Source organism: Enterococcus sp. SMC-9 (assembly GCF_021011285.1).
Classification (GTDB): domain Bacteria; phylum Bacillota; class Bacilli; order Lactobacillales; family Enterococcaceae; genus Enterococcus_C; species Enterococcus_C montenegrensis.
This window is the reverse complement of the sequence record NZ_JAILYE010000007.1, coordinates 95415-121010: the sequence shown is the minus strand read 5'-3', so window position 1 is coordinate 121010 and position 25596 is coordinate 95415. Positions and strand designations below refer to the sequence as shown.

Annotated in this window: 20 protein-coding genes; 8 read left to right on the top strand and 12 right to left on the bottom strand. The window is 37.4% G+C overall.

Annotated features, from left to right (window positions below; translation table 11 throughout):
* Positions 1-27 precede the first annotated feature (27 nt).
* Complete coding sequence (gene nox, locus K4422_RS12065; protein WP_230711270.1) at positions 28-1362, bottom strand: H2O-forming NADH oxidase; 1335 nt, start codon at positions 1360-1362, stop codon at positions 28-30.
* Between the two features lie 383 nt (positions 1363-1745).
* Here nox and K4422_RS12060 point away from each other — a divergent pair, with 383 nt between their 5' ends.
* Positions 1746-2372 (top strand): pentapeptide repeat-containing protein, encoded by a 627-nt coding sequence (locus K4422_RS12060; protein WP_230711269.1) that lies wholly within the window; start codon positions 1746-1748, stop codon positions 2370-2372.
* A 1-nt stretch (position 2373) separates the two neighbouring features.
* Here K4422_RS12060 and K4422_RS12055 read toward each other — a convergent pair whose 3' ends face one another.
* Positions 2374-3279: a magnesium transporter CorA family protein gene (locus K4422_RS12055; RefSeq protein WP_016173743.1), complete on the bottom strand. Its 906-nt coding sequence runs from the start codon at positions 3277-3279 to the stop codon at positions 2374-2376.
* An 88-nt stretch (positions 3280-3367) separates the two neighbouring features.
* The gene (locus K4422_RS12050; protein WP_206903592.1) at positions 3368-4027 is read right to left on the bottom strand and encodes a deoxynucleoside kinase; all 660 of its coding nucleotides are present in this window, start codon (positions 4025-4027) and stop codon (positions 3368-3370) included.
* A 384-nt stretch (positions 4028-4411) separates the two neighbouring features.
* On the opposite strand from K4422_RS12050, the gene mvk reads away from it, so the two are divergent.
* The 4 genes from mvk to fni are packed head-to-tail and all read left to right on the top strand — an operon-like array spanning position 4412 to position 8513.
* A complete protein-coding gene (mvk, locus tag K4422_RS12045) occupies positions 4412-5347 on the top strand; it encodes a mevalonate kinase (protein ID WP_206903591.1) in 936 nt (311 codons plus the stop codon).
* Positions 5340-6314, top strand: coding sequence for a diphosphomevalonate decarboxylase (mvaD, locus tag K4422_RS12040; RefSeq protein WP_206903590.1), 975 nt, complete (start codon positions 5340-5342; stop codon positions 6312-6314). Before mvk ends, mvaD begins: the two co-directional genes overlap by 8 nt.
* 29 nt (positions 6315-6343) lie before the next feature.
* A complete protein-coding gene (locus tag K4422_RS12035; protein ID WP_230711268.1) occupies positions 6344-7456 on the top strand; it encodes a phosphomevalonate kinase in 1113 nt (370 codons plus the stop codon).
* Positions 7446-8513, top strand: a complete 1068-nt coding sequence (gene fni / locus K4422_RS12030; RefSeq protein WP_195515716.1) for a type 2 isopentenyl-diphosphate Delta-isomerase — start codon at positions 7446-7448, stop codon at positions 8511-8513. Before K4422_RS12035 ends, fni begins: the two co-directional genes overlap by 11 nt.
* 76 nt (positions 8514-8589) lie before the next feature.
* Here the strand turns inward: fni and K4422_RS12025 are convergent, their stop codons facing one another.
* The 7 genes from K4422_RS12025 to tgt form a co-directional block, all read right to left on the bottom strand.
* Complete coding sequence (locus tag K4422_RS12025; RefSeq protein WP_230711267.1) at positions 8590-9057, bottom strand: hypothetical protein; 468 nt, start codon at positions 9055-9057, stop codon at positions 8590-8592.
* A 563-nt stretch (positions 9058-9620) separates the two neighbouring features.
* Positions 9621-12227: a bifunctional acetaldehyde-CoA/alcohol dehydrogenase gene (gene adhE, locus K4422_RS12020; RefSeq protein WP_206903586.1), complete on the bottom strand. Its 2607-nt coding sequence runs from the start codon at positions 12225-12227 to the stop codon at positions 9621-9623.
* A 334-nt stretch (positions 12228-12561) separates the two neighbouring features.
* Positions 12562-13722 carry a MalY/PatB family protein gene (locus K4422_RS12015; RefSeq protein ID WP_230711266.1) on the bottom strand — a complete coding sequence of 387 codons (1161 nt, stop codon included), beginning with the start codon at positions 13720-13722 and terminating at the stop codon, positions 12562-12564.
* Between the two features lie 17 nt (positions 13723-13739).
* The gene (malX, locus tag K4422_RS12010) at positions 13740-15296 is read right to left on the bottom strand and encodes a maltose/glucose-specific PTS transporter subunit IIBC (RefSeq protein WP_230711265.1); all 1557 of its coding nucleotides are present in this window, start codon (positions 15294-15296) and stop codon (positions 13740-13742) included.
* Positions 15297-15593: 297 nt separating this feature from the next.
* On the bottom strand, positions 15594-16364 hold the full coding sequence (locus tag K4422_RS12005) for a MurR/RpiR family transcriptional regulator (RefSeq protein ID WP_230711264.1): 771 nt from the start codon (positions 16362-16364) through the stop codon (positions 15594-15596).
* 115 nt (positions 16365-16479) lie between these two features.
* The gene (gene yajC / locus K4422_RS12000; protein WP_206903658.1) at positions 16480-16836 is read right to left on the bottom strand and encodes a preprotein translocase subunit YajC; all 357 of its coding nucleotides are present in this window, start codon (positions 16834-16836) and stop codon (positions 16480-16482) included.
* 80 nt (positions 16837-16916) lie between these two features.
* Entirely contained in the window at positions 16917-18065 is a 1149-nt protein-coding gene (gene tgt / locus K4422_RS11995) for a tRNA guanosine(34) transglycosylase Tgt (protein WP_206903583.1), read from the bottom strand.
* Between the two features lie 215 nt (positions 18066-18280).
* Between tgt and K4422_RS11990 the strand changes: the two genes are divergently transcribed.
* Positions 18281-19021, top strand: coding sequence for a DUF975 family protein (locus K4422_RS11990; RefSeq protein ID WP_206903582.1), 741 nt, complete (start codon positions 18281-18283; stop codon positions 19019-19021).
* Between the two features lie 123 nt (positions 19022-19144).
* On the opposite strand, the gene K4422_RS11985 is transcribed toward K4422_RS11990, so the two are convergent.
* Positions 19145-21781 (bottom strand): cation-translocating P-type ATPase, encoded by a 2637-nt coding sequence (locus K4422_RS11985; RefSeq protein ID WP_230711263.1) that lies wholly within the window; start codon positions 21779-21781, stop codon positions 19145-19147.
* 727 nt (positions 21782-22508) lie between these two features.
* Here K4422_RS11985 and K4422_RS11980 point away from each other — a divergent pair.
* Positions 22509-23120 carry a CPBP family glutamic-type intramembrane protease gene (locus K4422_RS11980; RefSeq protein ID WP_230711262.1) on the top strand — a complete coding sequence of 204 codons (612 nt, stop codon included), beginning with the start codon at positions 22509-22511 and terminating at the stop codon, positions 23118-23120.
* 175 nt (positions 23121-23295) lie between these two features.
* Here K4422_RS11980 and queA read toward each other — a convergent pair whose 3' ends face one another.
* Positions 23296-24327, bottom strand: a complete 1032-nt coding sequence (queA, locus tag K4422_RS11975) for a tRNA preQ1(34) S-adenosylmethionine ribosyltransferase-isomerase QueA (protein ID WP_230711261.1) — start codon at positions 24325-24327, stop codon at positions 23296-23298.
* 173 nt (positions 24328-24500) lie between these two features.
* Between queA and K4422_RS11970 the strand changes: the two genes are divergently transcribed.
* Positions 24501-25388 (top strand): VOC family protein, encoded by an 888-nt coding sequence (locus tag K4422_RS11970; RefSeq protein WP_230711260.1) that lies wholly within the window; start codon positions 24501-24503, stop codon positions 25386-25388.
* Positions 25389-25596: the final 208 nt, after the last annotated feature.

Sequence of the window (25596 nt, the reverse complement as noted above, 5' to 3'; positions counted from 1 at the left end):
GTTTTTACACTTATTTTATTTTTCTACCTATTCAGCAGCTAAAGCAGCCATTGTAATGTAGTTGTAAGGTTGGTTAAAGTGTGGCAAGAAGAAGATATCCAATAATTTTAATTCGTCGATTGTAACGTGTTTGCTGATTGCCAGTGAGAACATATGGATTGCCATGGAAATATCTTCGGTGGAAGACATTTGTGCACCGACAATTCGACGTGAAGACGCTTCGTAAACGATACGAATTTTGACATCGCCATTTTCTTCTTTAATAAAACCAGGTTTTTGTAAGTCTTCGTAGTCCGTGTATTTAACTTCCATGTTGTTCTTTTGGGCTGCAGCAACAGACAAGCCTGTTGAAACCATATTAAAGCCAAAAATTGAAATACCATTTGAGCCTTGAACGCCAGCAGATTCAACCGGTGTGCCACCAATATTATGACCCGCCACAATTCCTGTACGAACAGCATTAGAGGCAAGTGCAATATAAGTCGTAGCATCAAGTGCATTAGAGTAAATGGTCGCACAATCTCCGACTGCATAAACATCTGGATCACTTGTTTGTTGGTGACGATCAACTAAATAAGCCCCATTAGCAAATAATTCTAAATGATCTTTTCCTAATTGTGCATTTGGCCCAAAACCAATCGCATTAATAACCATGTCCACTGGGTATTGCCCTTTTTCAGAAACAACGGCATCTACGCGACTATCACCTTTATATTCTTTGATCAATTCTCCAAAATGTAATTCAATCCCGTGATCTGCCAAATTTTTATCCATATCATCTGTAAACCATTTATCATAATATGAAGGCAATGAACGATCAGCAGCATCAAATAATAAGACATTTTTGCCTCGGCGTTTTGCTGCTTCTGCAATTTCTACACCGATATAACCAGCACCAATGACAGCCACTGTTTTTACACTGTCTCGTGCCATTTCGCGATCAACATCTTGTCCTTCTTGGAATAATTTCAAGAAGTGAATTCCGTCTAAATCGTGACCGGGTACTTTAGGTGAAATTGGGCGAGAACCTGTGGCTAAAATAATTTTGTCATAATTTTCTTCAAACGTAGAACCGTCTTTTTTCTCGCAATGAACGATTTTTTGGTTAAAATCAACGCTAGTTACAGAAGTTTCCATATAAATTTTGGCGCCTTTTTCTTCAAATGCTTCTTTATTTGTATAAAAAAGGTCTTGATAACCATCTATTTGACGGCCTACCCACAAGGCAGTGCCGCAACCCAAGTAACTTAAGTTCGTATTGCGGTCGATCATCACGACTTCTTGATCTGGGTAATTATCTAATAATGTATTTGCAGCAGCAATTCCGGCATGGTTAGTTCCGACAATAATCGTTTTTGTCATTTTTTATTCCTCCAATAATAAACTCATTCATACTACTTTTTTCACAAACCTTTTCAAAAAAAGAGAAAAAAGCAATTCTGAAAAAATAAGTGTGAAACAATCTATTTTCTGTTTCCGTTTACATTCTAGAAAAAAAAGAAGCTAAAGGCGATCATTCTGCTTGTGAATCTCTATTGCCTTATTTATAACAGGAGTTTCCATTCTAAAGCTTGCGATAATACGTTTTCAATATTAGAAATTTATGAGATAAAATATTTTTCACAATAATTATTCTAAAATAATAAATATTTTTAAGTGAAATGACATATCTGTTTTAGCTTAATTTGTTTTTAGTATTTTTTTTAGCTAAAATGCAACTAACAAACCACAAAGGAGACGCGCCAATGAAGCAGCCTGCCCCACCTCAATTACCAGTTTTAATTAAAAATGATTTTTTTATTGAAGATGAAGCCTACTTTGAAGCAAATCGTTTTACTAATAGTGATCACAGCTATTTAACTGGTAAAAACATCATCATTCGTCAAAGTGAATTAGAAAAAATCACCTTGCATAAAACCCGCCTGGACAATTTCGAGGCTAGCAACGTGATTTTTCGTAATTGTGATTTTTCCAATATTGAATGGCTTAAAGCCAGCTTTCATCAAGTAATTTTTGAACAATGTAAGCTCACGGGAGCCAATTTTGCAGAAAGTTATTTACGCGATTGTCAATTTCACGACTGTCTTTGTGACTTTGTCTCTTTTAGTCAAGGAAATTTGAAAGTTGTGACTTTCGCCAATTGTCGCCTGACTGATAGTGAATTTTACAATCTGAAATGGCAACATATAAACTTCATTAACAATGATTTAACAGGTAGTAATTGGGGCCATACATCTTTAAACAAGCTTGATTTTAGCAATAACAAATTTTATCGCATCATTTTAGAGCAAGAAAACTTGCGCGGGCTCATTGTCAATTCCCAACAAGCCTTAGTTATTGCAGCTAGTCTGGGGCTTGTTATTAAAGATTAGCTTATTTAATCCGGCGCCACATAGCCAAAAGCATCCAAACAGATAAGCCAATGCTAATCAACATTGCAATCCCCCAACCAAAAACAGAATGGGAGAATGGCAGCGGAACATTCATGCCAAAAAAGCCCGTAACAATCGTCGGTACCGTAAGCAATAACGACCAAATAGTTAAAAATTTCATCGTATCATTCAAATTATTATTTAAAAGATTGTTATAGGCACCTGAAAGTTGGTCGATAACTTGAGCAGCTAAATTCGTCATCTCCACTGCTTGCTTGGCTTCAATTAGAGCATCTTCCAATTGCTCTTTTTCATTATCTTGCAGGCGATGGAAAATATTCAAGGCGCGGATTTGTTGCAGTAAGACCGCATTTTGTTTGGTCGCTGTTACTAAATAGACCAAACCAATTTCAAGGTCAGAAAGTTCCAGTAAATTTTTATTTGTCGTCTTTTCCCGCAGTTTTTGATTTAAACGCATCCGCTCACTGTTCACTTCTTCAATCAAAGGAAAAAAAGAATCTGAGATTAAAAATAGCGTGTGGAACAATAAGCTGTATTCACTTTGTTTACTATTTTTGTGGAGTAAATTCTCCATCATATCTGCTACATAGCTGGTATGCTCTGTCGTAAAAGAAAAAAGATGATGTTCTTTAATAATAAAGGTCATCGGACTTGTTTCATAATGATTATCTGTTTTATGGCGATGAGGCACATTATAAACCAGTAAAAAAGCATGTTCTTCGGGATCATATTCTACCCGCGCGCGTTCGTTTTTATCTAAAGAATATGTCAGCATTTCATCACTTAACTGGTACTTTTCTTGTAATTCACTTAAAGTGGTGACACTGTGATTATCGACTTGGACCCAATAAGAGGCGCCTTGATTAAATTCTCTTTTATGTTCCATACTCCACCTCATTTGATTTTCTATCTTCAATTATAACAAAAAACGCTAGAATCCCTATTCATAAGCCTGGATTCCAGCGTTTTACTTTTTAGCCGATAAATTCTAATTGGCGAATTTCTGCCAACTTGTCATCAATCAGTTGGATAACTTCTTTTGCCGCTACTTCATCTTCCACGAAATTCAACAGATCGCCATCAATTTGTAATTTTGGACTCTCGTGATAGTTTTCAAACCACGCATCATAACGACGATTTAATTCTTGATAATAATCGTAAAGACTTGGATCATATTCCAATTGTTCAAACTCGCGGCCACGTTTTTTAATTCGCGCTAACATCGTTTCAAAGGACACTTTGATGTGAACCAATAAATCAGGATGCTTTTTTTGAGCGGCAAATGGCAATTCTTGCATCATATTGGCCAACAATTCATCGTACACTTGTACTTCTGTGGCAGTTGCCCGACCCAAATCAGCATTTAAATGAAATAATAAAGAATCTTCATAGATCGAACGATCCAAAACATTGTCTTCGTGCTGCAATGCTTTTTTTATACTATCAAATCGTTTATTCAAAAAGTAAATTTGCAATAAAAAAGCATATTTATTGGGATCTTGATAAAATAAGGGCAATACTTCATTATCATCAACTGATTCATAAAATGCTTCGCTGTTTAAATGATTGGCAATCATTTCTGTTAAACTTGATTTACCTGCGCCAATGGTACCTGCTAATACAATCACACTCATGGACCTCCAACTCACCTATCACTAAATATTGTGTTTTTTCTCTACCTGACACACTATACCCCACAACATCTTGTTGCGTCAAATAAGAAAGTACTCACAAAAACAGGTACTATTTTGATAAAATCCGCTACCAATATGGCTTAAAAATTAGAACAAGCCACCTGAGTGAAAAAAAATATTTCACTGACAAAAAAATAGCTTTCTATAGTTTACCTTTATAAATGCAATGAATTAAAAAAAAGAAGTTAAAAAAATCTCTTAAGAAAAAATTGAAAAGCGTTGAAATTTTTCATAAACCCTTAACGATTCGCTTAATTTTTAGTAGAATGGACAAGCAGTACATATTTTGTTTTATTTAAATATAAAAAGAAATGAGGCATTTGCATGAAATCCAGTGGTGAAGGTAATGCCAATGGAAAAATTATTTTGATGGGGGAACATTCTGTTGTCTATGGAAAACCCGCCATCGCTTTTCCTTTCCAACCGACCCATGTCACAGCTGAAATAACCGACCACATTTACGACGTATTACGTTCGGGTTATTTTGTCGGTCCCTTAGCGAAGGCACCAAAAAGTCTGGAAAATATTAAAACACTCATTCACCAATTGCGTCATGACTTTTCTACGCCACCAGTACAAATTACAATTTCTAGTACCATTCCCGCTGAAAGAGGAATGGGATCAAGCGCTGCTGTTGCGGTAGCCATTACCCGGGCATTTTTTGATTGGCAAAATTTACCCCTAAGCCATGAGCTTTTATTAACCTATGTAAATTATGCTGAGAAAATTTCCCATGGGAATCCAAGTGGCATTGATGCTGCAGCCACAGCCGGTGATGAACCGATTTTATTTCAAAAAGGCGCAGCTTTTGAGACTTTTCCTATCAACATCAGTGGTTTTTTAATTGTGGCAGATACCGGTGTTAAAGGCAAAACCCGCCAAACTGTTAAAGCAGTAGCGCAACGTTTTGAACAAGATAATAAGACTACTGGCCATTTAATTAATGAGCTAGGAGACTTAACTTTAAAAGCTAAAAAGGCTATTTTAAATAATCAAGCCGCTTATCTGGGGGAACTAATGAATGCTGCCCAAAAAAACTTAGCCGCCCTACAAGTAAGCGATCAAACATTGGATAATTTAATTATGGTGGCCAATCAAAATGGCGCACTAGGCGCTAAACTAACTGGTGGTGGTAAGGGTGGCTGCATGATCGCCCTAGCTTCAGATTACAGTACCGCCAAAAAAATTACGACCGCTTTAACTAACCAAGGTGCCAAAGCAACTTGGATTCAAGAATTAGGAGTTTATCAATATGCTTAAAGGAAGTGCCCGGGCACACACCAATATCGCCTTAATCAAATACTGGGGCAAAGCCAATGAAGAATTAATTATTCCCATGAACAACAGTCTTTCATTAACTTTAGATGCTTTTTATACCGAGACGACAGTAATATTTTCAGAAGATTTAACAGCAGATACCTTTTATTTAGATGATATTTTACAAGATGAAAAAAGCACAGAAAAAGTCAGCCGCTTTTTAGACTTAGTGCGCAAAATGGCAACTTGTCCGCTTTTCGCTGAAGTAAAAAGTTATAATCATGTTCCTTATGCCGCTGGTTTAGCTTCATCTTCAAGCGGCTTAGCCGCCCTAGCTGCCGCTTGCAACCAAGCGCTGCAATTAGATTTGTCTGATCGGGATTTATCCCGCTTAGCGCGCCGTGGTTCAGGTTCTGCTTGTCGCAGTATTTTCCCTGGTTTTGTGGAATGGCAAAAAGGTAACAGTGATGAAACTTCTTTTGCTGAAGTGGTGCCAAGCAATGGCTGGGAAAATGAACTGGCAATGCTCTTTATTTTGATTAACGATCAAGAAAAAGATGTTTCCAGCCGTGATGGTATGCGACGAACAGTCGAAACTTCAGCCTTTTATGAAGGTTGGTTGCAAACGACACCGCAAGATTTAGCCAGTGCTAAAATTGCCATCCACGCGCAAGATTTTAATAAGTTAGGTAGCATCGCTGAAAACAATGCTTTAAAAATGCACGGCACGACATTAGCAGCCGTACCACCATTTACTTATTGGTCACCTGACAGTTTAAAAGCAATGCAGGCGGTCAGAAAAATGCGGGCAGCAGGAATCCCTTGTTATTTCACCATGGATGCTGGACCAAATGTTAAAGTATTATGCCTGAAAAAAGATGCTGAAAAAATCAAAGCTAAATTACGTGATTATTTTGCAGCAGATCAGCTTGTCACCGCTTTTAGCGGTCCAGGAATTACGTATTTATAAATGGAGACACATTACAGGGGGAAAAAGAAATGTTAGTGGAAGCTTCGGCTCCAGGAAAACTTTATATTGCAGGAGAATATGCCGTGGTTGAAGCTGGGCACCCTGCAATTATTATCGCCGTCGATCAATTTATCACAGTTACCATCACAAAAGCCACAAAAAGTGGTAGCATCCAATCGGCGCAATACAGTGACTTGCCAGTAAAATGGACGCGCCGCGGTGGCGAACTGGTTTTAGATATTCGGGAAAATCCATTTCATTATATTTTGGCAGCAATTAAAATCACCGAAAAATATGCCCAAGAACAAGGCAAACAATTGGCTTTCTTTGATTTAAAGGTCACAAGTGAATTGGATAACTCTAATGGTCGTAAATACGGTCTGGGTTCCAGCGGAGCGGTAACAGTCGCAACAGTAAAAGCATTAAGTGCGTTTTATGAACTTTCGCTAACTCCCATGATGACTTTTAAACTCGCAGCCTTATCTCACCTAGAAGTGCAAGGCAATGGCTCTTGCGGAGATATTGCCGCAAGCTCTTACGGCGGCTGGATTGCTTTTTCTACCTTTGAACAAAATTGGTTGCAAAAACATCGCCAAACCGAAAGTATCACGACTTTATTAGCAAAAAAATGGCCTAAGCTTGCTATTACACCGCTGCCAGAAGTTTCTCATCTGCGTTTGTTGATCGGTTGGACAGGATCTCCTGCGTCTACTTCTGATCTGGTGGATCAAGTAAATGAATCCAGAGCAGATAAGAAAACCTCTACTTCTTATGAAGAATTTTTAGCCACTAGTAAAGACTGTGTAGAGCAAATGATTACTGGTTTTCACACCCAAAATATCAGCTTGATAAAAAAAATGATCAAGAAGAACCGGCGGCTTTTAAACGAATTAACCCAAATCACCAATGTCACGATTGAAACACCCCCATTAAAAATGCTCTGTGATTTAGCTGAAAATTACGGTGGTGCTGCCAAATCCTCTGGCGCTGGTGGCGGTGATTGCGGTATCGTGATTACCGATCAAAAAAGTGGTATATTGCCTTTGATGAGCGTTTGGGAAAAAGCTGGTATCACACCGCTGCCCCTACACGTTTATCATTATCCAAAAAAGGTTGAAGAAAGGACGCAGCATGAATCGTAAAGATGAACACGTAAGCTTAGCAAAAGCTTTTCATAAAGAAAAAACAAATGATTTTGACGCAGTCCGTTTAATTCATACCCCGTTACCACAAATTGATGTAAAAGATGTCAGTTTAAAAACAGAGATTTTAAATCACGAAGAAAACTTTCCTTTTTTCATTAATGCCATGACTGGTGGTTCCAAAAAGTCATTACAGATTAATCACGATTTGGCCCTTATTGCTAAAGAATGTCAGTTAATGATGGCAACAGGCTCTGTCACAGCTGCTTTAAAAGACGAAAGTGTCAGTGATAGTTTTAAAATAGTGCGCCAGATTAATCCAGCTGGCTTTTTTCTTGCCAATATTGGTGCGCACAACGCCTTGGAAAATGCGCAACGTGCCGTGGAACTATTTGGTGCTAACGCCTTACAAATCCATCTAAATGCACCGCAAGAATTGGTCATGCCTGAAGGAGATCGAACTTTTTCGGATTGGTTAGACAACATCGCTGAAATTGTCGCAAAACTCCAAGTACCAGTAATAGTCAAAGAAGTTGGCTTTGGCATGACCAGAGAAGCGATGCTGCAATTAATCAGTGTTGGGGTTCAAACGATTGATGTTTCTGGTCAAGGCGGTACTAGTTTTACCCAAATTGAAAATGCACGCCGACCAAAACGTGAAATGGCGTATTTAAGTGAATTTGGTCAATCGACTGTTATTTCGTTACTTGAAGCTGCCCAAGTAACGCGCTCTTTTGAAGTAATCGCCTCAGGTGGCATTCGCAATGCTTTTGATATTTTCAAATCATTAATTTTAGGTGCTGACACAGTAGGTATTTCTGCCACCATTTTAAATCAACTTTTAAGCCACGGCGTTGAGGCTACGATTGAGATGATTCAAAATTGGCAAGAAGATTTGGCGCTTCTTTACACCATGGTAGGTAAAAAAAATACTCATAGTTTAGAAACAGTTCCGCTTATTTTTACTGATGAAGTTTGGCAGTGGTGCCAAGCCCGCGGCATTGATGTAAGAAAGTATGCAAGTAGAGGACAAAATGAAATACCGCTTCGTTTTTAAACTTCAGTTATCACTTAGATAAAACAAAAAATAACGTCTTTTTTCAAAATTTGAAAAGGACGTTATTTTTTATTGATCATTTTTTAAAAAGTCGTTTAAAAAAACCATTTTTTTCTGGTGCCGCACTTTCTTTTGTAACCGGCACTTTAGCTAAATCAACTACCAGATTAGGTTCTTTTTGCAAAGTCCGGTTGAGTTCTGTGATACCTTTTAAACTTTCTGTCAATCGCCGGATTGCCCCTGGTGTCAAATCAAATTTTGCTTTTGCTTCTGCTTGCCCTTCTGTTGACTGTAACTCACCAATAATAGCTTGTAATAAGGTATATTGCTGCTGCAAAATATTTCGCAATTCATAATTTTTAAGCTCGTTTTCTGCTTGATCTTTAAAAAAATATGTTACGACAGATAAACTTTCGCCGTAATCGACTAAGTCATTACGTAATTGGATTAATGTTGCGTCATCAGTAGGATTTTCAATTCCTGCGACAAATTTCTTCAATAATACTTGAGACGTTTTTAATTGCGCAATTGCTTCTGCTAACATTTTTTCACTTCCTTTCCCCTTATTTCTTTATAGCCAAGTATCAAATTATGTGCCCAAAAAGTCAAGGAGTATGAGAAAAGCTTTTTGAACTCGTTTTACTTCCAAGCATTAAGACGAAATTGCAATAAATTGCTTTTCAAATTTCTTGGAATTTTGGCTTAATGTCGCAGAAAGTTAGTTCAAAAAACTAGACATCTAGAAAAGCTGAAGGAATCGCTCTGCCCTGAGCCATAAGACCACAATTTGCTAAAATGGCTGTTTCATTTTTGCTAATTTTGGATTTTGGCCGAAGGGGTGATTCAGAAAGCTAGACAACTGGAAAAGCTTTTTGAACTTGTTTTGCTTCCAAGCATTAGGACGAAATTGCAATAAATTGCTTTTCAAATTTCTTGGAATTTTGGCTTAATGTCGCAGAAAGTTAGACATGAAAAATCTTCTGTAAATGAATTTATCTAGGCAAAGATTTTAATCTTTTCTAGTAAAAAACCGCCCAGCTGCTAAGAAGCCGGGCGGTTTTTGTTAATCAAAAATATCAAATATCGTCTTAAACGTCAGCTATAAAATTAAGCTTTTTCGTTGTACGCTTCAATAATGATACCTTTTAATTCAGAGATTAAAGGTTCTTTTGGATTTGCTGTTGTACATTGGTCTTCATAAGCAAGTTCTGCCATACGATCAACAGTTGTATCCAATGTTTGTTGCGTTACACCTTGTGCTTTCAAGCTCATGTCGATGCCGACTTTTTTACCTAATTCGTAAACTGCTGTTGCTAATGCTTCAACTAATTCTTCAGTTGTTTCACCTTTAAGGCCTAAGAATTTCGCAATATCCGCATAGTCTGTATCAGCACGGAAGTAGTCATATTTAGGGAACATCGCATGTTTTTGTGGGTCTTTGGCATTGTAACGGATGATGTGCGGTAATAAAATCGCATTTGTGCGTCCGTGAGGAATACCGTATTCGCCACCAATTTTATGTGCAATTGAGTGACAAATACCCAAGAATGCATTCGCAAATGCCATACCAGCCATTGTTGAAGCGTTATGCATTTTTTCACGAGATTCCATATCCGGTGTTTTCACTGATTTTTCTAAATAGTCAAAGACAATTTTAATTGCTTGTAAACTTAAACCACGTGTGTAATCAGATGCCATAACAGAAACATATGATTCAATTGCGTGAGTTAATACGTCCATACCTGTATCGGCAGTTACACCTGCTGGTACTGACATTACAAACTGAGGATCCACGATGGCAACATCTGGAGTCAATGCGTAGTCAGCTAACGGGTATTTTACATGGGTTTCGCTATCTGTGATAACTGCAAATGGTGTTACTTCTGAACCAGTACCTGAAGTAGTTGGGATACATACAAATTGTGTTTTTTCAGGTTTGCCAATTTTGTAAGTCCGTTTGCGGATATCTAAGAATTTTTGTTTCGCGCCAAAGAATGAAGTGTCTGGGTGTTCAAAGAACATCCACATACCTTTTGCCGCATCCATTGCAGAACCACCACCAAGAGCAATTACTGTGTCAGGTTGGAAAGCGTTGAATACTTCAAGACCTTTGTAAACAGTGTTTGTTGAAGGGTTAGGTTCAACATCTGAGAAGATTTCAATTTTCACATCGTTTTTACGACGAGCTAAAACTTCACGAACTGTATCTGCGTAACCAAATTGCACCATACCTGGGTCACAAACGATCATGACACGTTCAACATTTTCCATTTTTTCCAAGTACAATAAAGAGTTCTTTTCAAAGTAAATTTTTGAAGGTAATTTGAACCACTGCATGTTATTTCTCCGTTTCGCGATAGTTTTAACGTTGATTAAGTTGATCGCAGATACGTTCTTAGATACAGAGTTACGACCGTAAGAGCCACAACCTAATGTTAATGATGGAATCATTTCGTTGTAGATATTCCCGATACCACCTTCAGCAGATGGAGAGTTTACTAAGATCCGGCAAGCTTTCATTTTCAAGCCATATTGTAATTGCAAGTCTTCGTTTTCAGAGTGGATAACTGCTGTATGGCCAAGACCGCCTAATTCCAACATACCTTGCGCTAAGTCAAAACCGTGTTCTGTGCTTTCAGCTTTCATCATAGCTAAAACTGGTGATAATTTTTCGCGAGATAATGGATAATCCGCACCCACACCGTCAAGTTCTGCGATTAGCATTTTTGTCCCTTCAGGAACTTTGATACCGGCTAATTTTGCAATTTCAACTGCTGGATGACCAACGATTGCTGGGTTAACAGCATATTTACCTTCGTTCATTACAGCATCTTCTAATTTTTTCAATTCTGATTTTTTCACAACATAACATTGATGCGCTTCAAATTCAGCTTTAACAGCAGCGTAGATTTCTTTATCGACAATCACACCTTGTTCAGAAGCACAGATCATACCGTTATCAAATGTTTTTGAAACGATAACGTCATTTACTGCCCGTTTGATTTTAGCTGTTTTTTCGATGTAAGCTGGTACGTTACCTGCACCTACACCTAGAGCTGGTTTACCAGTTGAATAAGCTGATTTAACCATACCAGGACCACCAGTTGCTAATACAATGGCAACGCCTGGATGATTCATTAATTTTTGTGTTGCTTCGATTGAAGAATGTTCTTTTTCAATCCATTGGATACAGTTTTCAGGAGCACCTGCTGCAATTGCTGCGTCACGCACGATACGAGCTGCTTCTTTTGAACATTCTTGTGCAGATGGGTGGAAAGAGAAGATAACTGCATTTGCAGTTTTCAATGAGATCATCGCTTTAAAAATTGTTGTTGAAGTTGGGTTAGTTGTTGGTACAACTGCTGCAACCACGCCAACTGGTCCTGCAACTTCGATTAAACCTTTTTGCTTGTCTTCGCCAATAATGCCGACTGTTTTATCGTGTTTAATTGAATTCCAGATATATTCTGATGCGTACATGTTTTTGATTGCTTTATCTTCAACAATCCCACGACCAGTTTCTTCAACTGCCATTTTTGCTAAAGGCATATGTTTGTCTAAAGCAGCCATTGCCATTTCATGAACGATTTTATCTACTTGTTCTTGTGTAAAGTTTTCCATTTGTTTAGCAGCCGCATTTGCTTTTGCTGCCAAATCGTCGATTACTGCATCTGTATCGATTACTTTAACTTCTTTTTCCAATGTCTTAGCCATTGTGTTCCTCCTAAAAGTTGGTTAAATTTTCTTTGTTAATCATTTCACATACAGAACTATACACTATATTTTTTTCGTTGTAAATACTTTTTGTGATTTTTTTCACAGTTTTTGTTATAACGCTGTTTTCACTGTTCCAATCACGTTTTGGCAAACATTGATTTAAAAACAAAGAAAGCAGTTACAAGATTTTCATCTATTGTAACTGCTCATAAAATATTTTTTTATTTCGTTAGATAAAATGAAAATAGATTAATTATAACTTAAGTATTTTATTTTCATTTAGACTTTTTAATACCATTTAAACACTCGTGCAAAATGCCACAATTTATTTTTAAGTGAAACTTTTTACCATTTTTTCTAAGCCCAGTTCTAACTTGCTTTTTGAACACCCGATATTTAGACGCAAGAAATTACTCCCCTCATCGCCGTAAACACTGCCATCCATAATTGCAACTTGCCCAATTTCTATTAAGCGTCGTTGGACAACTTCCATTGGTAAATTAAGTTTTGTGATATCTAACCACATCAAATACGTTGCTGTTGAATCAACGATTTTTATTTGCGGCAAATTTGCTGCCAGATATTTTTTAACAAATGCAAAATTGGCGTCTAAGTATTCATTTAATTCATCCACCCAGTAACTACATTCATAATACGCAGTCATAGTAGCCAACATGCCAAGATTGCTAGCTGAAGACAGACCATCTTGATTTTTCAAAGCCAGTTGAAACTGCTCGCGTATTCTTTCATCTGGTAAAATAGCGTATGAAAAAATTAACCCCGGAAAATTGAAAGTTTTAGACCCCGATGTTACTAGCGCAACATTTTTATCCATGAAATCTATAATCGGGTGGTGCTTTTGCCCCTTACGAAGGATATCCATATGAATTTCATCACTGATCAAAAAGACATCGTATTGCCAACACAAGCTGACAATTTTAGCCAATTCTTCTTTTTGCCACACGCGTCCAGTAGGATTGTGAGGAGAACATAATAACAGCACCGTATTCTCTTGACTTGCTAATTTTAGTTCTAAATCTTGCCAATCAATTTCATACTGACCTTCTTCATAACGTAAGGGATTGGGAATAATTTTACGCTCATTGCCAGCAATTGTTTTATAAAACGCATCATAGGCCGGCGTTTGAACGATAACACCTTCTCCTTTTTTAGAGACGATTTGCAATAATTTTGAAATGCTATACATGACTGTCGGACTATAAACGATATCTTCTGGCGTAAGATAACTCGTGAACCTTTTTTCATACCAATGTAAAATACTTTGTTTAAATGTTTCGTGATTCCAGCGGGTATAACCAAAAACTGGATGTTGCAACCGGTCTTTTAAAGCTGTCATTACTTCATCAGGTAAAGCAAAATCGGTATCTGAAATCGTAAAGGGTAGCAAGTCCGCTACGCCAAAACGATCTTGAACATAATCCCATTGGGTACAAAATGTACCTTTACGATTGACGACTGTGTCAAAATCCATCGTCTTTGCCTCTTTTCTTAAATCAAATTGTCTAGTGCATTGCGCACTGTTGTAACTTTAGTACCGATAATGACTTGAACATTGGTATCATCCAAATGCACGACGCCTAAAGCCCCTAATTTTTTTAATTCATCATCTTGAACTTTTTTGCCATCTTGTAAAACTAAACGAAGACGTGTAATACAATTGTCCAATGATTCAATATTTTCTGCGCCACCTAAAGCATTTAAAATGCCAGTCGCATCATAGCCACCTTTTTTAGCGTAGTTTGTCTCAGTATCAGTGTATTCTGTTTCATCTACTACTGCCTCACGACCTGGTGTTTTCAAGTCTTTTCGTAAGATAACAGTTTTAAAGACGAAGTAGTAAATTGCAAACCAAAAAGCACCCACGATTAATACCATCCACCATTTCGTATAATTACCTTGCATTACACCAAAGATTAAGAAGTCTAATACCCCACCATCAGTGTTGCCAATCGTAACTCCTAATAAGCTCATAATCATAAAACCAGCGCCAGTCATAATAACATGGAAAATCCATAGTAATGGGCTAATAAACAAAAATAGAAATTCAATCGGTTCTGTGATTCCTGTGACAAAAGTTGCAATTACGCCGGAAATTAATAGACCTTTAATTTTATGACGATTTTCTGGTTTGGCAGTTTGATACATTGCCAGTGCGGCTGCTGGTAGACCAAACATAAATGTAGGCATTTTACCTTGTGATAAAAAGGCAGTAGCAGCAGAGCTGATTGGTAAATTATTTTGCAATTCTGCATAAAAAATATTTAATGCACCAAAAACTTCTTTACCATCAATTACTGCATGACCCCCAGCTTCTGTGAAACGAATCATAGATACTAGAATATGATGCAGGCCAAATGGGAGTAATAAACGTTCGCCTGAACCAAATAAAAATGGACCAAATGGACCAGCTTTTTGAATTAAAGTGCCAATACCAGTAATAAGTAAAGCAAATACTGGCCAAATCATCGGAATCGCTGTCCCTACCAACGCCATCACAAGTGATGTGATAATTGGGACAAAACGAGCGCCTGAAAAGAAAGCAAAACTATCTGGCAGCTGCGTTTGATAAAAACGATTATGCAGATGATAGACGATTACTCCGGCAATAATACCCCCTAGTACACCCATTTCTATTGTCTGAATACCAAAGACCATTCCTTGGCCTGCTTCTCGTAAACTTTCAGCAGCAGCTAAGTTGTTCGTTTCAGTTAAGTAAAAATTGATGGCTAAATTCATTACAACGTAGCCGACAAAACCAGAAAAGGCTGCTACCCCTTTTTCTTTACGAACTAAACCTAAAGGAATTGCCATGGCAAACATAACTGGTAAATAAGTAAATGCAAAACCACCAATCGCTGACATAAAGCGGAAGATAACTTGTAAAATATCATTTCCTAAAAATGGTAAGGCTTGGATTGTTGACTCACTAGAAAATGAACTCCCAATCCCTAGTAAAATCCCCATAAACGCCAGCAATGCTACTGGAAGCATAAACGTTTTTCCTAATCCTTGAAAAAATTCCCAAAACCCAGCTTTTTTCTTCATTCTTGTGTCCTCCACACTTGTTATTTTTATTATCATCTGTTCTTATGCTAATTAAATGAGTGCTGTAAATTATTTCGGATACATTAGATAAGTTTCAGTGATAATTTTTAATTTGTGGCAGTGCATAATATTTTTTTATTTTATTACACATCACCTGCAACAAGAAAAATGTTATGTATCCGTTTTCTTATTACTTGTCTTATTTTAGCCAGTTAAAACAAAAATGCAATATTTGCGAAAGATAATGAAAGAGCATACAAGGTTTTGTATGCTCTTTCATTATCGCTATTGCCATTTTTATCCCATTTTTTCTGCTAGTTTCATCATTAAAATATCTGTAACAGCTGTTAAAGACACCCGCGAGCTTAAATCAACTTGATCAAAATAAACCATTTCTACCATAACTTGTAAGGGATAGTCCGCTAGTTTAGCCAAGGTTGAATTCTTCGTTCCCACGATAGCAATGATTGGAACTTTATTTGCCATCAGGTTACGGGCGTATTCCATTAAATGAATTGTCTCGCCGCTATTGGAGACAATAATTGCGGCATCTTTTTTTGTTAAAGATTTAGAAACCGCTTGAAGTTCATCCCAATCAATTCTCGCAGAGGCATTTTTACCTAAGAAGGTTAATTTGCGTGCAGCTTCAATACAATTTGGCAAACTGCCTCCAACACCAAATATTTCAATTTTTTCAGCATGAAACAACTTTGTCACTACTTCATCTAACGGCTCTTTTTGCAACAGGCGAAATGTTTGATGCAATTGTTTTTCAATTGAGGCCATAATGGTTTTTATGTCGTGATCAATTCGTAAATCGTGCTGTTCTGCTTTTTCCACATCGTCATATTGCGCAATCGCGTATTTTAATTCTTGAAAGCCGCGAAATCCCAGATGTTTTGCCGTACGCGATACTGTCGCCGTTGAAATGAACAGCTCCCCTGCGACTTCATCGGCGGTCATCTGCCCAATTTTTTGCGGATTACGTAAAATATAATCAAAAACTTGGCGTTCCAATTCACTTAGCTGGTCCCGTCTTTTTTGCAATTTATTAATTAAGCTTTGCATTTTTTTCTCCTTGTATTAAAAAGGTCGTGCAAACTCCATCTTTTTTATGTATCGGGTATTTTTTTATTAGCTGACTAACACTAAAGGATAAAAGAAAAATCCCGCAAAAGCAGGATTATTCTTTATCGCTATTTTCGTCAGTTGAATCTGTTGAATCAGAAATTAAGTCTTCTGTTTTAACTTCTGTCACCGTATCGTCAACTACGACAGATTTACCAGGAGTAATTGATTTGATTGCTTGTTTATCAAAAACAAGAAACACACCTTCGCAATCGATTGTTACGGTTTTATTCGTTTCGTCAACTTCAGACAAAACACCATGCAAGCCGCCGATTGTTACAACTTCATCGCCTGGTTTCATTGCATTCAACGTATTTTGACGTTCTTGTTGTTGTTTTTTCGTTGAACGTGACATAAACCACATTGCCCCTAATAAAACAACGAACATGATAATCGTTGGTAAGCCACCCATTTTATTCACCTCGTTTAATTTGATTCACAAGAATAACTTTAACAAAGATTCTTTACTTAAACTAGTTTTTTCTATGAATTTTAAAAACTTTTCGCGTTTTCTTTATTATAGCCATATTCTTCAAAGAAAGCTTGACGAAATTCTAACAAGTTATCATCCATGATTGCTTGGCGAACTTGTTTCATTAGATTCAACAAGAAGTATAAGTTGTGATATGTGGTTAAACGGATCCCAAAGGTTTCATCACAATGAATCAAATGACGAATATATGCGCGACTGTAATTACGACAAGTATAGCAATCACATTTTTCATCTAATGGTCTAAAATCGTGGGCAAATTTCGCATTTTTTACAACTAACCGGCCTTGTGAAGTCATACAAGTACCATTGCGGGCAATTCTTGTTGGTAAGACACAGTCAAACATGTCAATTCCGCGAATCACACCATCAATTAGTGAATCTGCTGCCCCAACGCCCATTAAATAGCGGGGCTTATGATCTGGAATCAGCGGTGTTGTGAAATCTAAGACGCGATTCATTTCAGCTTTTGGTTCACCAACTGATAACCCACCAATAGAATAGCCGGGAAAATCCATACTAATTAAATCTTTGGCACTTTGACGACGTAAATCTTCAAAGCCAGCTCCTTGGATAATACCAAACAAACCTTGGCGATCTGGATTGGCGTGGGCTTCTAATCCTCTTTGTGCCCAACGTGAAGTCCGTTCAACGGATTTTTTGACATAATCATAACTTTCATCAAACGGCGGACATTCATCAAAACTCATCATAATATCTGAACCCAGTTTATTTTGAATATCAATCGCTTTTTCTGGTGATAAGAAAAGCGGTGCACCATTTAAGTGATTTTTAAAATGAACGCCTTCTTCGGTGATATTACGCATATCGGCTAATGAAAATACTTGAAAGCCACCTGAATCAGTTAAAATAGGTTGATCCCAATTCATAAACTTGTGCAAACCACCAGCTTCTGCAACTAGATCTTCCCCTGGTCGTAGCCATAAATGGTAAGTGTTACTCAAAATTACTCCGGCACCCATTTCCTTTAATTCTTCTGGCGCCATAGTTTTTACAGTTGCTAATGTTCCTACTGGCATAAACATTGGGGTTGGAAAAGTCCCGTGAGGTGTAATCAGTTCACCTAACCGAGCTCCCGTATGCTTTTCTTTTTTTATTAAACGGTATTTGATGGCTGGTTCTTGTGCCATTTTACTCCCTACTTTCTACTTTGTTCTTTGTAGCTTCAACCATCATAAAGGCTCGGGAAAAAATTTGCAAGGTCATAATTTCTACTGTTATTTTCTCTTAATAAATGTGCTTTTATTCCCTTAAAAAAAGGCAAAATACAGAAAAATTCTTGTAATTTTCCAAAAGTTAAAGTTTTTGTTATACTAATATTACTTTGAAAAAGGAGTTGAAAAAAATGAAATCATCTGGTGAATTAAAGTTAGAAGCAAAACAAATGCTACAAGGGCGCTGGAAAGATGCCGTTTTAATGAACTTAATCCCAACGGTTATTGGTATTGCAATTGCAGCAATTATTATCATTCCTCTTATTGCTATTATTAGTGGTATCGCACTTTTTAGTCCTGATACATTGGATACCGTTTCAAATGGGATTCAAAACAGTAACGGTGATGTCTCTTGGACAGCACAAATTGGACAACAAGGTGGCGGCATTATTAGCGGGCTTCTGACCTCTATTTTTGTCTCTGGAATGTCTTGGACTTTCTTAGATATTTACCGTGGCAAACGTGTGGACATCCATCCAATGAGTGATATTTTCCGCGCATTCAAAAGCCCTTATCTAGTTGGCGTTGTATGTATTTACCTACTTTCAACAATCTTTATTGGTTTGTGGTCTTTACTATTCTTAATTCCTGGGATTGTTAAAAGTTATTCTTATTCACAAGCGAACTTTATCTATTACGATATTTTAGATGGTACTGGCCAAAAACCAGGTTATCTTGAATGTATTACTGCAAGCCGTCGCTTAATGAACGGCTACAAAGGCCAGTTATTCTGGTTGGATCTAAGCTTTATCGGTTGGCACATCTTGGCAGTATTGACTTGTGGTATTGGCTACTTATGGTTAAATCCTTATATTTATGCCACTAAAGCAGCTTTTTACAACAACTTACCAAACGAAGCCGAAACTTTTTAATAAGTCATGCTAGTGTGAAAAGATCAAACACAAAAAACCTCTGTTACTTTCATTTTAGATGAAGGCAACAGAGGTTTTTTTATCTTAGCGTAAAAAGAGCATTCTAAAAATTTCAGGAATTTTTTATTCTTCGTCAGTTGAAAAATGAAACTTAATCATTTCATTTACAAATACCGGGACGATTGATAAAATCGCCACTAAAAACCAGTGATTTAAGCTAATATGCACTAAATTAAACAAGTCTTGTGTAAAAGGCAACAAAGCAATTGCAGTTGTAATCAAAATTGCTAAGACTGCCATTTCAAACAATGATTTATTCGTTGCTAATTTCACTTGGAAAATCGAACGACTGCTCCGAACATTAAAAACATGAATAATCGAAGAATAGGCTAAGACTAAAAAGGCAACCGTCTGACCTACTTCAGCACTTGCATCTACCCATGGACTAACGCTATCCACAAAAGAACCAAGATAATAACCAAATAGTGTTACTACAGTAAAGATACCTGCATTTACCGCAATCTTCTGCCAAAGACCACGGGCAAAAATTCCCTCATGAGCTGGAATTGGTGGCTCATTCATAATTCCCGCTTCAGCTGGCTCTCTTCCTAAGGCAAAGCCTGGTAAGCCGTCTGCTACAACATTTACAAATAGCAATTGCACAGCACTAAATGGTGCTCCCCAGCCAATCAGCATGGCAATAAGGACGATGAAAATTTCTGAGATATTACAGCTTAATAAAAAGTTGATTGCTTTACGGATATTTTGATAAACAGTTCGCCCCTGCGCAACTGCATCAACAATTGTAGCAAAATTATCGTCGGTTAAAACAATATCTGCTGCTCCTTTGGCAACATCTGTCCCGGTAATTCCCATCGCACATCCAACGTCACTAGCATTTAGTGCCGGTGCATCATTGACACCATCTCCGGTCATGGCCACGACAGCACCCGTTCGCTGCCATGATTTTACAATTCTGATTTTATCTTCTGGTGTTACACGAGCATAGACGGTTAAATCTTTTACTTTTCCATCTAATTCATCATCGGTTAATTTTTGCAATTGCGCCCCGGAGATTGCTTGATTTTTGTGATTCAAAATACCTAACTCTTTGGCGATTGCACTAGCAGTTACTACGTGGTCCCCTGTAATCATAACGGTCTTAATTCCTGCCTTGCGTGCTTTTTTAATCGCACCTTTACTTTCAGGTCGCGGCGGATCGATCATCCCCACTAATCCCAGTAAGCGTAAATCTTGTTCCAAATTTTCCGAAGTGATCTCAGTTGGCTCTGCCTCAAAGATTCGATACCCAACTGCAATGACGCGCAACGCCTTTTTCCCAAAACGATCATTTACAACTTGTGCCCGCTCTACGTCCCCATAATGAAATTTGGGCATTAAAACATCAAAGGCGCCTTTGGTAACGGAAAGAAATTTCTTATTCCCCATTTTATGCACCGTTGTCATCATCTTGCGCTGTGAATCAAAAGGCAATTCTGCAATCCGCGGATATTCTTCATCTAATTCTTTTTTTGTATGATAATTTTCTTCGATCGCTTTTACAATGGCAACTTCTGTCGGGTTACCCTTGACGATTACTTCATCATCTTCGCCTTTTTCTACAATGACATCGGTACAAAGGCTGGCAATTTTTAATACTTCCATCGCTTCATCGGTCATGCCATCTTCAACGTCTGTTACTTCATCGCCTCTAGACCAAACACGGCGAACCTGCATTTTATTTTGAGTCAAGGTACCGGTTTTATCCGAACAGATCACACTTGCAGTCCCGAGCGTTTCGACTGCCGGTAATCGTCTAATGATTGCATTTTTCTTGGCCATTTTCTGCACGCCATAAGCTAATGTTAATGTGACAATGACAGTTAGGGTTTCAGGAACTGCCGCAACAGCTAAAGAAACTGACGTCATAAACATCTCTAAAATTGGCTCATTTTGTAAATACCCAATTAAAAAGACTAAAGCTGCAGCAACCAAAGCAATTAAACTGATCCGTTTGCCTAATTGATTTAACCTTTTTTGTAAAGGTGTCAAAGAAGTGCCTGCGTCACTTAACAAGCCCGCAATTTTACCCATTTGCGTTTGCATCCCGGTAGCAGTAACAATCGCTTGTCCGCGTCCATTTACGACAGTACAGCCTTTGAAGACCATGTTTTGCTGATCTCCTAATGGTAATTGTTCCTCACTAACAAAATCAGCATCTTTTTCCACCGGCTCACTTTCCCCGGTCAACGCAGACTCCTCAATTCGCAATTGGGAAGCTTGCGTTAAACGAGCATCCGCCGCAATCATTGCACCATTTTCAATAACCAATAAATCACCTGGTACTAATTCATCCGCATCGATATCTTTTTGCTGACCGTCTCTTATAACAGTTGCCGTTTGTTTGTTCATATCCTGCAACGCACTGAGCGCTTTTTCAGCATTTCCTTCTTGCACAATTGTCAAAACCGAATTAATGACAATAATCGCAATAATCAAAATCCCTTCAAATAAGTCACCATGATCCGTTGCAATGGCGGTGTAAAACGAAATAATTGCCGCTACCATTAAAACTAATGTAGTAAAATCCGTTAAACTTAATAAAATTTTCTTTAGCATGGAATCTTTTTTTTCTTCAGCAAAACGGTTTGGTCCATATTTTTCATAACGCTTTTTTACTTCATCTTGACTAAGGCCTGCTTTACTTTGTGAAGAAAACTCCTTCACTATTTCGTCTGCTGTTTTTTTATAATAGTCCATCATCTTCTCTCCCTTTAATTTGATTCACAATCTAACTATAACATATGATTTTTTAAGACCACAAATTATATGCGGTTTTTTCACAAATGTTCATACTTTATTCATATTTAAGGTAGGAATTTTCTTTTGAAAAAGGTGAGTTTATTACTTGAAAGCGCTTTTATATCATGCTATACTATGGGTGTAAGGAAGGAAGATATTTGTTGGAAAGGAGATCTCGAAAAGAAGAAAAATTAAACAAGCTAAAAGTTGTTCGATGTACAAGATTCACCTAGATTTATATGTGTGAAGTAGCACCAAATTATAAATAGTGAATGCGTATTAGAGGTTGAGAATTAAGCAACATGTAGTAAAAAAATCAATACGTAACAATTACAGTATACAAAATTACAAGTGAATAGCAACAAGAATCACATGTTTTAGTGTAGAAAATGTAGTGAAAACAAAATTTTATGTTTAACACAAGAGATTAATACTTTGCATATATAAACTGCAAATACCCTTTTCAACAAATCCTTCCATGATATAAAAGAGGATGGGCACTCGAGAGCCCATCCTCTTCTTTTTGTCTTTTTAACTATTGCAAAAAAAGTGTACAAATAGTATTTCAATAGACTTCAGTGTTGCACTTTTGATTATCTAAAGCGCTATCTTTTTTCATTAAGAAGTTCGGCTGTTACAATAATTTATGTAGGTCACGCTAAAAAAATAGAAAGGAGAAATTTAAATGAATCGATTAGAATCAAAGCCACTACAAACACGCAACATTGTGCTGGGTGCTTTATTTTTATGTATTGGATTTACACTATTATCGCTTTTCACATGGGCCTGGTGGGCACTGCTATTAGGAAGTATCGCTGCTTGGCTTATCGTCTTTAAGAAAGACTTATTTACTATTTTTACCTTCCCAAAGCATTCTTGGATTATACTAGTAGGATTTGTCGGTTACTTAATTTTAGGTATTGTTGTTGGTACCTTGGCTAATTTTCTAGGTTTTTCTTGGGCAGGTAATCCCATTGCCAACCAACTGGGCAGTATGCTGTTAAAAATTCCCTTTATGTTAATGGGAGAAGAATTATTAGGTATCGGCATTTTAGAAACCGCTAGAAATAAAGGTCTATCTTTAATGAGTAGCTCACTTTTGAGCGCCTTGATTTTTGGCTTGATGCATAGCTTTGTTTATTGGGATGGTTCCATATTTTCAACCTTGCTCCACGTTTTACTGCTCCAAGGAGTGGCACGTCTGATTTTTAACTCCGTCTATTTAAAAACAAATCACAGTATTTGGGGCTCTTGGCTTTCTCATGTATTGGTGGATATTGTTACGCTTATTTTCTAATTCACTTTCGCCACATCTCAAACCGGCAAAATGCTTTTAACTTGTCAAAACCTAGTTAAGGGAGGATAAATCTTTATTTCCCCATAAAAAATTCCTAAGCGGATATTTTCCTTTAAAATTAGAGCAAAGCTAATCTTAAAGGATCACTACCTGCTTAGGAATTTTTTAACGCCATTTATTTTACAAACATTGCATCGCCAAAACTAAAGAAGCGGTAACGCTCGTTTATGGCATGTTGATAAGCATCCAAAGTTAATTTACGACCGGCAAAGGCACTGACTAACATAACTAATGTTGATTTTGGCAAGTGAAAGTTGGTACTGAAAGCTTGGACAACTTTAAATTCATAGCCTGGCGTAATAAAGATATCTGTCCAACCGCTATCTGCCTTAATTTCACCATCAAATTTCGTACCAATTGTCTCCAAGGTACGAATGGATGTCGTTCCCACTGCGACAATCTTGCCCCCATTTGCACGAACATCATTTAACACTTGGGCGGCTTCTTCGGTCAGACGATAAAATTCACTGTGCATCTGGTGTTCAGCGATATTATCGACACTAACCGGTCGGAATGTGCCAAGTCCCACATGTAATGTTAGATAAACCAATTTGACCCCTTTTGCTTCAATTGCTGCTAATAATTCAGGGGTAAAGTGTAATCCTGCTGTTGGTGCTGCCGCCGAACCATTTTCTTTTGCATATACTGTTTGATAGCGATCTGGGTCTTCTAAACGTTCTTTGATATAAGGTGGTAACGGCATTTCTCCTAATGATTCCAAAATTTCTAAGAAAATGCCCGTATATTTAAAAGTAATAATGCGACCACCATGTTCTAACTCTTCTTCTACCACGGCTTTTAATCTACCATCGCCAAAAACAATTTCTGTCCCCACTTTAGCTCTTTTAGCAGGTTTAATCAGTGTTTCCCATGTATCACCTTTGGTATTGGTTAAAAGTAAAACTTCTAAATGGCCCCCTGTATCTGGTTTTTCGCCATGCAAACGGGCTGGTAAAACACGCGTGTCATTCATGACTAGCGCATCGCCAGAATTCAATTCATCAATAATATCCCTAAAGTGTTTGTCTTCCATTTCACCTGTTTGCCGATTTAAAACTAACAAACGTGAACTAGAACGCTTTTCCAAGGGTGTTTGCGCAATTAGTTCTTCTGGCAAATCAAAATCAAAATCTTCTGTTGTTAACATATTTACCACTCTTTTCCTGAAATTGTCTTTTGTATTTTAACATTTTTTAGAAGCCTTGACGATGAATGAGACACAATACTTGCTGAAAAGACTTTTAGCAAGTATCCTTACATTAAGTAAGAGAAACTTAGCCCCTGCTTTGTTTTCTCCAATTTTAAAAAGAGGTGTTTTTTATGCCATCGTTTCATCATATTTCGTTATTAACCAAAGACCGCAAGCAAAATGTTGCGTTTTATACTGAACTGTTGGGTATGCGTTTTGTTAAAAATACTGTCAATCAAGAAAATAATAGAATGCTACATTACTACTACGGGGATTATACCGGCAGTCCCGGCAGTGTTGTTACTTTTTTTGTTGTACCTCATCTTGGCCAACGATATGATCACGACCACTTTTTAGCCACGATTGGATTAAAGATTCCCAAAAATAGTTTGAATTATTGGCAAGAACGGTTAGAAAATGCCGGTGTTGCGGTCACCCAACAAGAAAATCAACTATTTTTTGATGATCCTGATAATGTAGCTGTAATCTTAACAGAAGTACCAGAAGGTCCATTAAAACCTGAATTACAGGTCAAAAATGATATTCCTGGTGACAAACAAATCCTCGGGTTGGCTTCAACACAACTACATGTAGCTGATCTCGAAAAAACGGCGGACTTTTTCAAACGCTATTTGGATTGGGATGTGGTCGCTGGTCAAATCAAACTAAGTGAAAGTGAACATTTAGAGATCTATCAAACAAAGACCCCAGAAAAAATGCGGATGGGTCGTGGTAGTATCGATCATGTTGCCTTTGCGGTAAAAGATGATGCTGCCTTAGATGATTTATATAAAAAAGCACAAGAGCAAAATTGGAATATTGAAGAAATTATTTCCCGTGGTTACTTCAAGAGCCTCTATATTCGTGAACCAGGTGGTAACCGACTTGAATTTGCTACGATGTCGCCAGGCTTTACTATCGATGAACCTTTGGAAACGTTAGGGGAAAGTTTTGCTTTACCACCATTTTTAGCTGATAAGCGGGCGGAAATTGAAGCCAATTTATATCCAGTTGACTAAAAATATTTTACTTAGGTCCAGTGACAATCTTTGTCACTGGGCCTTTTTTTTGCATACATGTTCTGTGTCTGGAATTTTTTTGAAACAAAGGGCATCAATTTAAAAATATACGAAGCTAATTTGAGTTTATCTGTTTAATAAGAACCACAGATTGCCTTTAGGATTTCGTTATCCCGACGTGAATTTTTTCATACAGGATTTAAATAAG

Coding starts and splice junctions, on each gene's coding strand:
- K4422_RS12060 (WP_230711269.1), top strand. CDS start 1,746: ATGAAGCAGCCTGCCCCACCTCAATTACCAGTTTTAATTAAAAATGAT.
- nox (WP_230711270.1), bottom strand. CDS start 1,362: ATGACAAAAACGATTATTGTCGGAACTAACCATGCCGGAATTGCTGCT.
- K4422_RS11980 (WP_230711262.1), top strand. CDS start 22,509: ATGAATCGATTAGAATCAAAGCCACTACAAACACGCAACATTGTGCTG.
- mvaD (WP_206903590.1), top strand. CDS start 5,340: ATGCTTAAAGGAAGTGCCCGGGCACACACCAATATCGCCTTAATCAAA.
- K4422_RS12005 (WP_230711264.1), bottom strand. CDS start 16,364: ATGCAAAGCTTAATTAATAAATTGCAAAAAAGACGGGACCAGCTAAGT.
- K4422_RS12035 (WP_230711268.1), top strand. CDS start 6,344: ATGTTAGTGGAAGCTTCGGCTCCAGGAAAACTTTATATTGCAGGAGAA.
- K4422_RS11990 (WP_206903582.1), top strand. CDS start 18,281: ATGAAATCATCTGGTGAATTAAAGTTAGAAGCAAAACAAATGCTACAA.
- malX (WP_230711265.1), bottom strand. CDS start 15,296: ATGAAGAAAAAAGCTGGGTTTTGGGAATTTTTTCAAGGATTAGGAAAA.
- K4422_RS12055 (WP_016173743.1), bottom strand. CDS start 3,279: ATGGAACATAAAAGAGAATTTAATCAAGGCGCCTCTTATTGGGTCCAA.
- K4422_RS11970 (WP_230711260.1), top strand. CDS start 24,501: ATGCCATCGTTTCATCATATTTCGTTATTAACCAAAGACCGCAAGCAA.
- queA (WP_230711261.1), bottom strand. CDS start 24,327: ATGTTAACAACAGAAGATTTTGATTTTGATTTGCCAGAAGAACTAATT.
- mvk (WP_206903591.1), top strand. CDS start 4,412: ATGAAATCCAGTGGTGAAGGTAATGCCAATGGAAAAATTATTTTGATG.
- tgt (WP_206903583.1), bottom strand. CDS start 18,065: ATGGCACAAGAACCAGCCATCAAATACCGTTTAATAAAAAAAGAAAAG.
- K4422_RS11985 (WP_230711263.1), bottom strand. CDS start 21,781: ATGGACTATTATAAAAAAACAGCAGACGAAATAGTGAAGGAGTTTTCT.
- K4422_RS12050 (WP_206903592.1), bottom strand. CDS start 4,027: ATGAGTGTGATTGTATTAGCAGGTACCATTGGCGCAGGTAAATCAAGT.
- K4422_RS12015 (WP_230711266.1), bottom strand. CDS start 13,722: ATGGATTTTGACACAGTCGTCAATCGTAAAGGTACATTTTGTACCCAA.
- fni (WP_195515716.1), top strand. CDS start 7,446: ATGAATCGTAAAGATGAACACGTAAGCTTAGCAAAAGCTTTTCATAAA.
- K4422_RS12025 (WP_230711267.1), bottom strand. CDS start 9,057: ATGTTAGCAGAAGCAATTGCGCAATTAAAAACGTCTCAAGTATTATTG.
- yajC (WP_206903658.1), bottom strand. CDS start 16,836: ATGGGTGGCTTACCAACGATTATCATGTTCGTTGTTTTATTAGGGGCA.
- adhE (WP_206903586.1), bottom strand. CDS start 12,227: ATGGCTAAGACATTGGAAAAAGAAGTTAAAGTAATCGATACAGATGCA.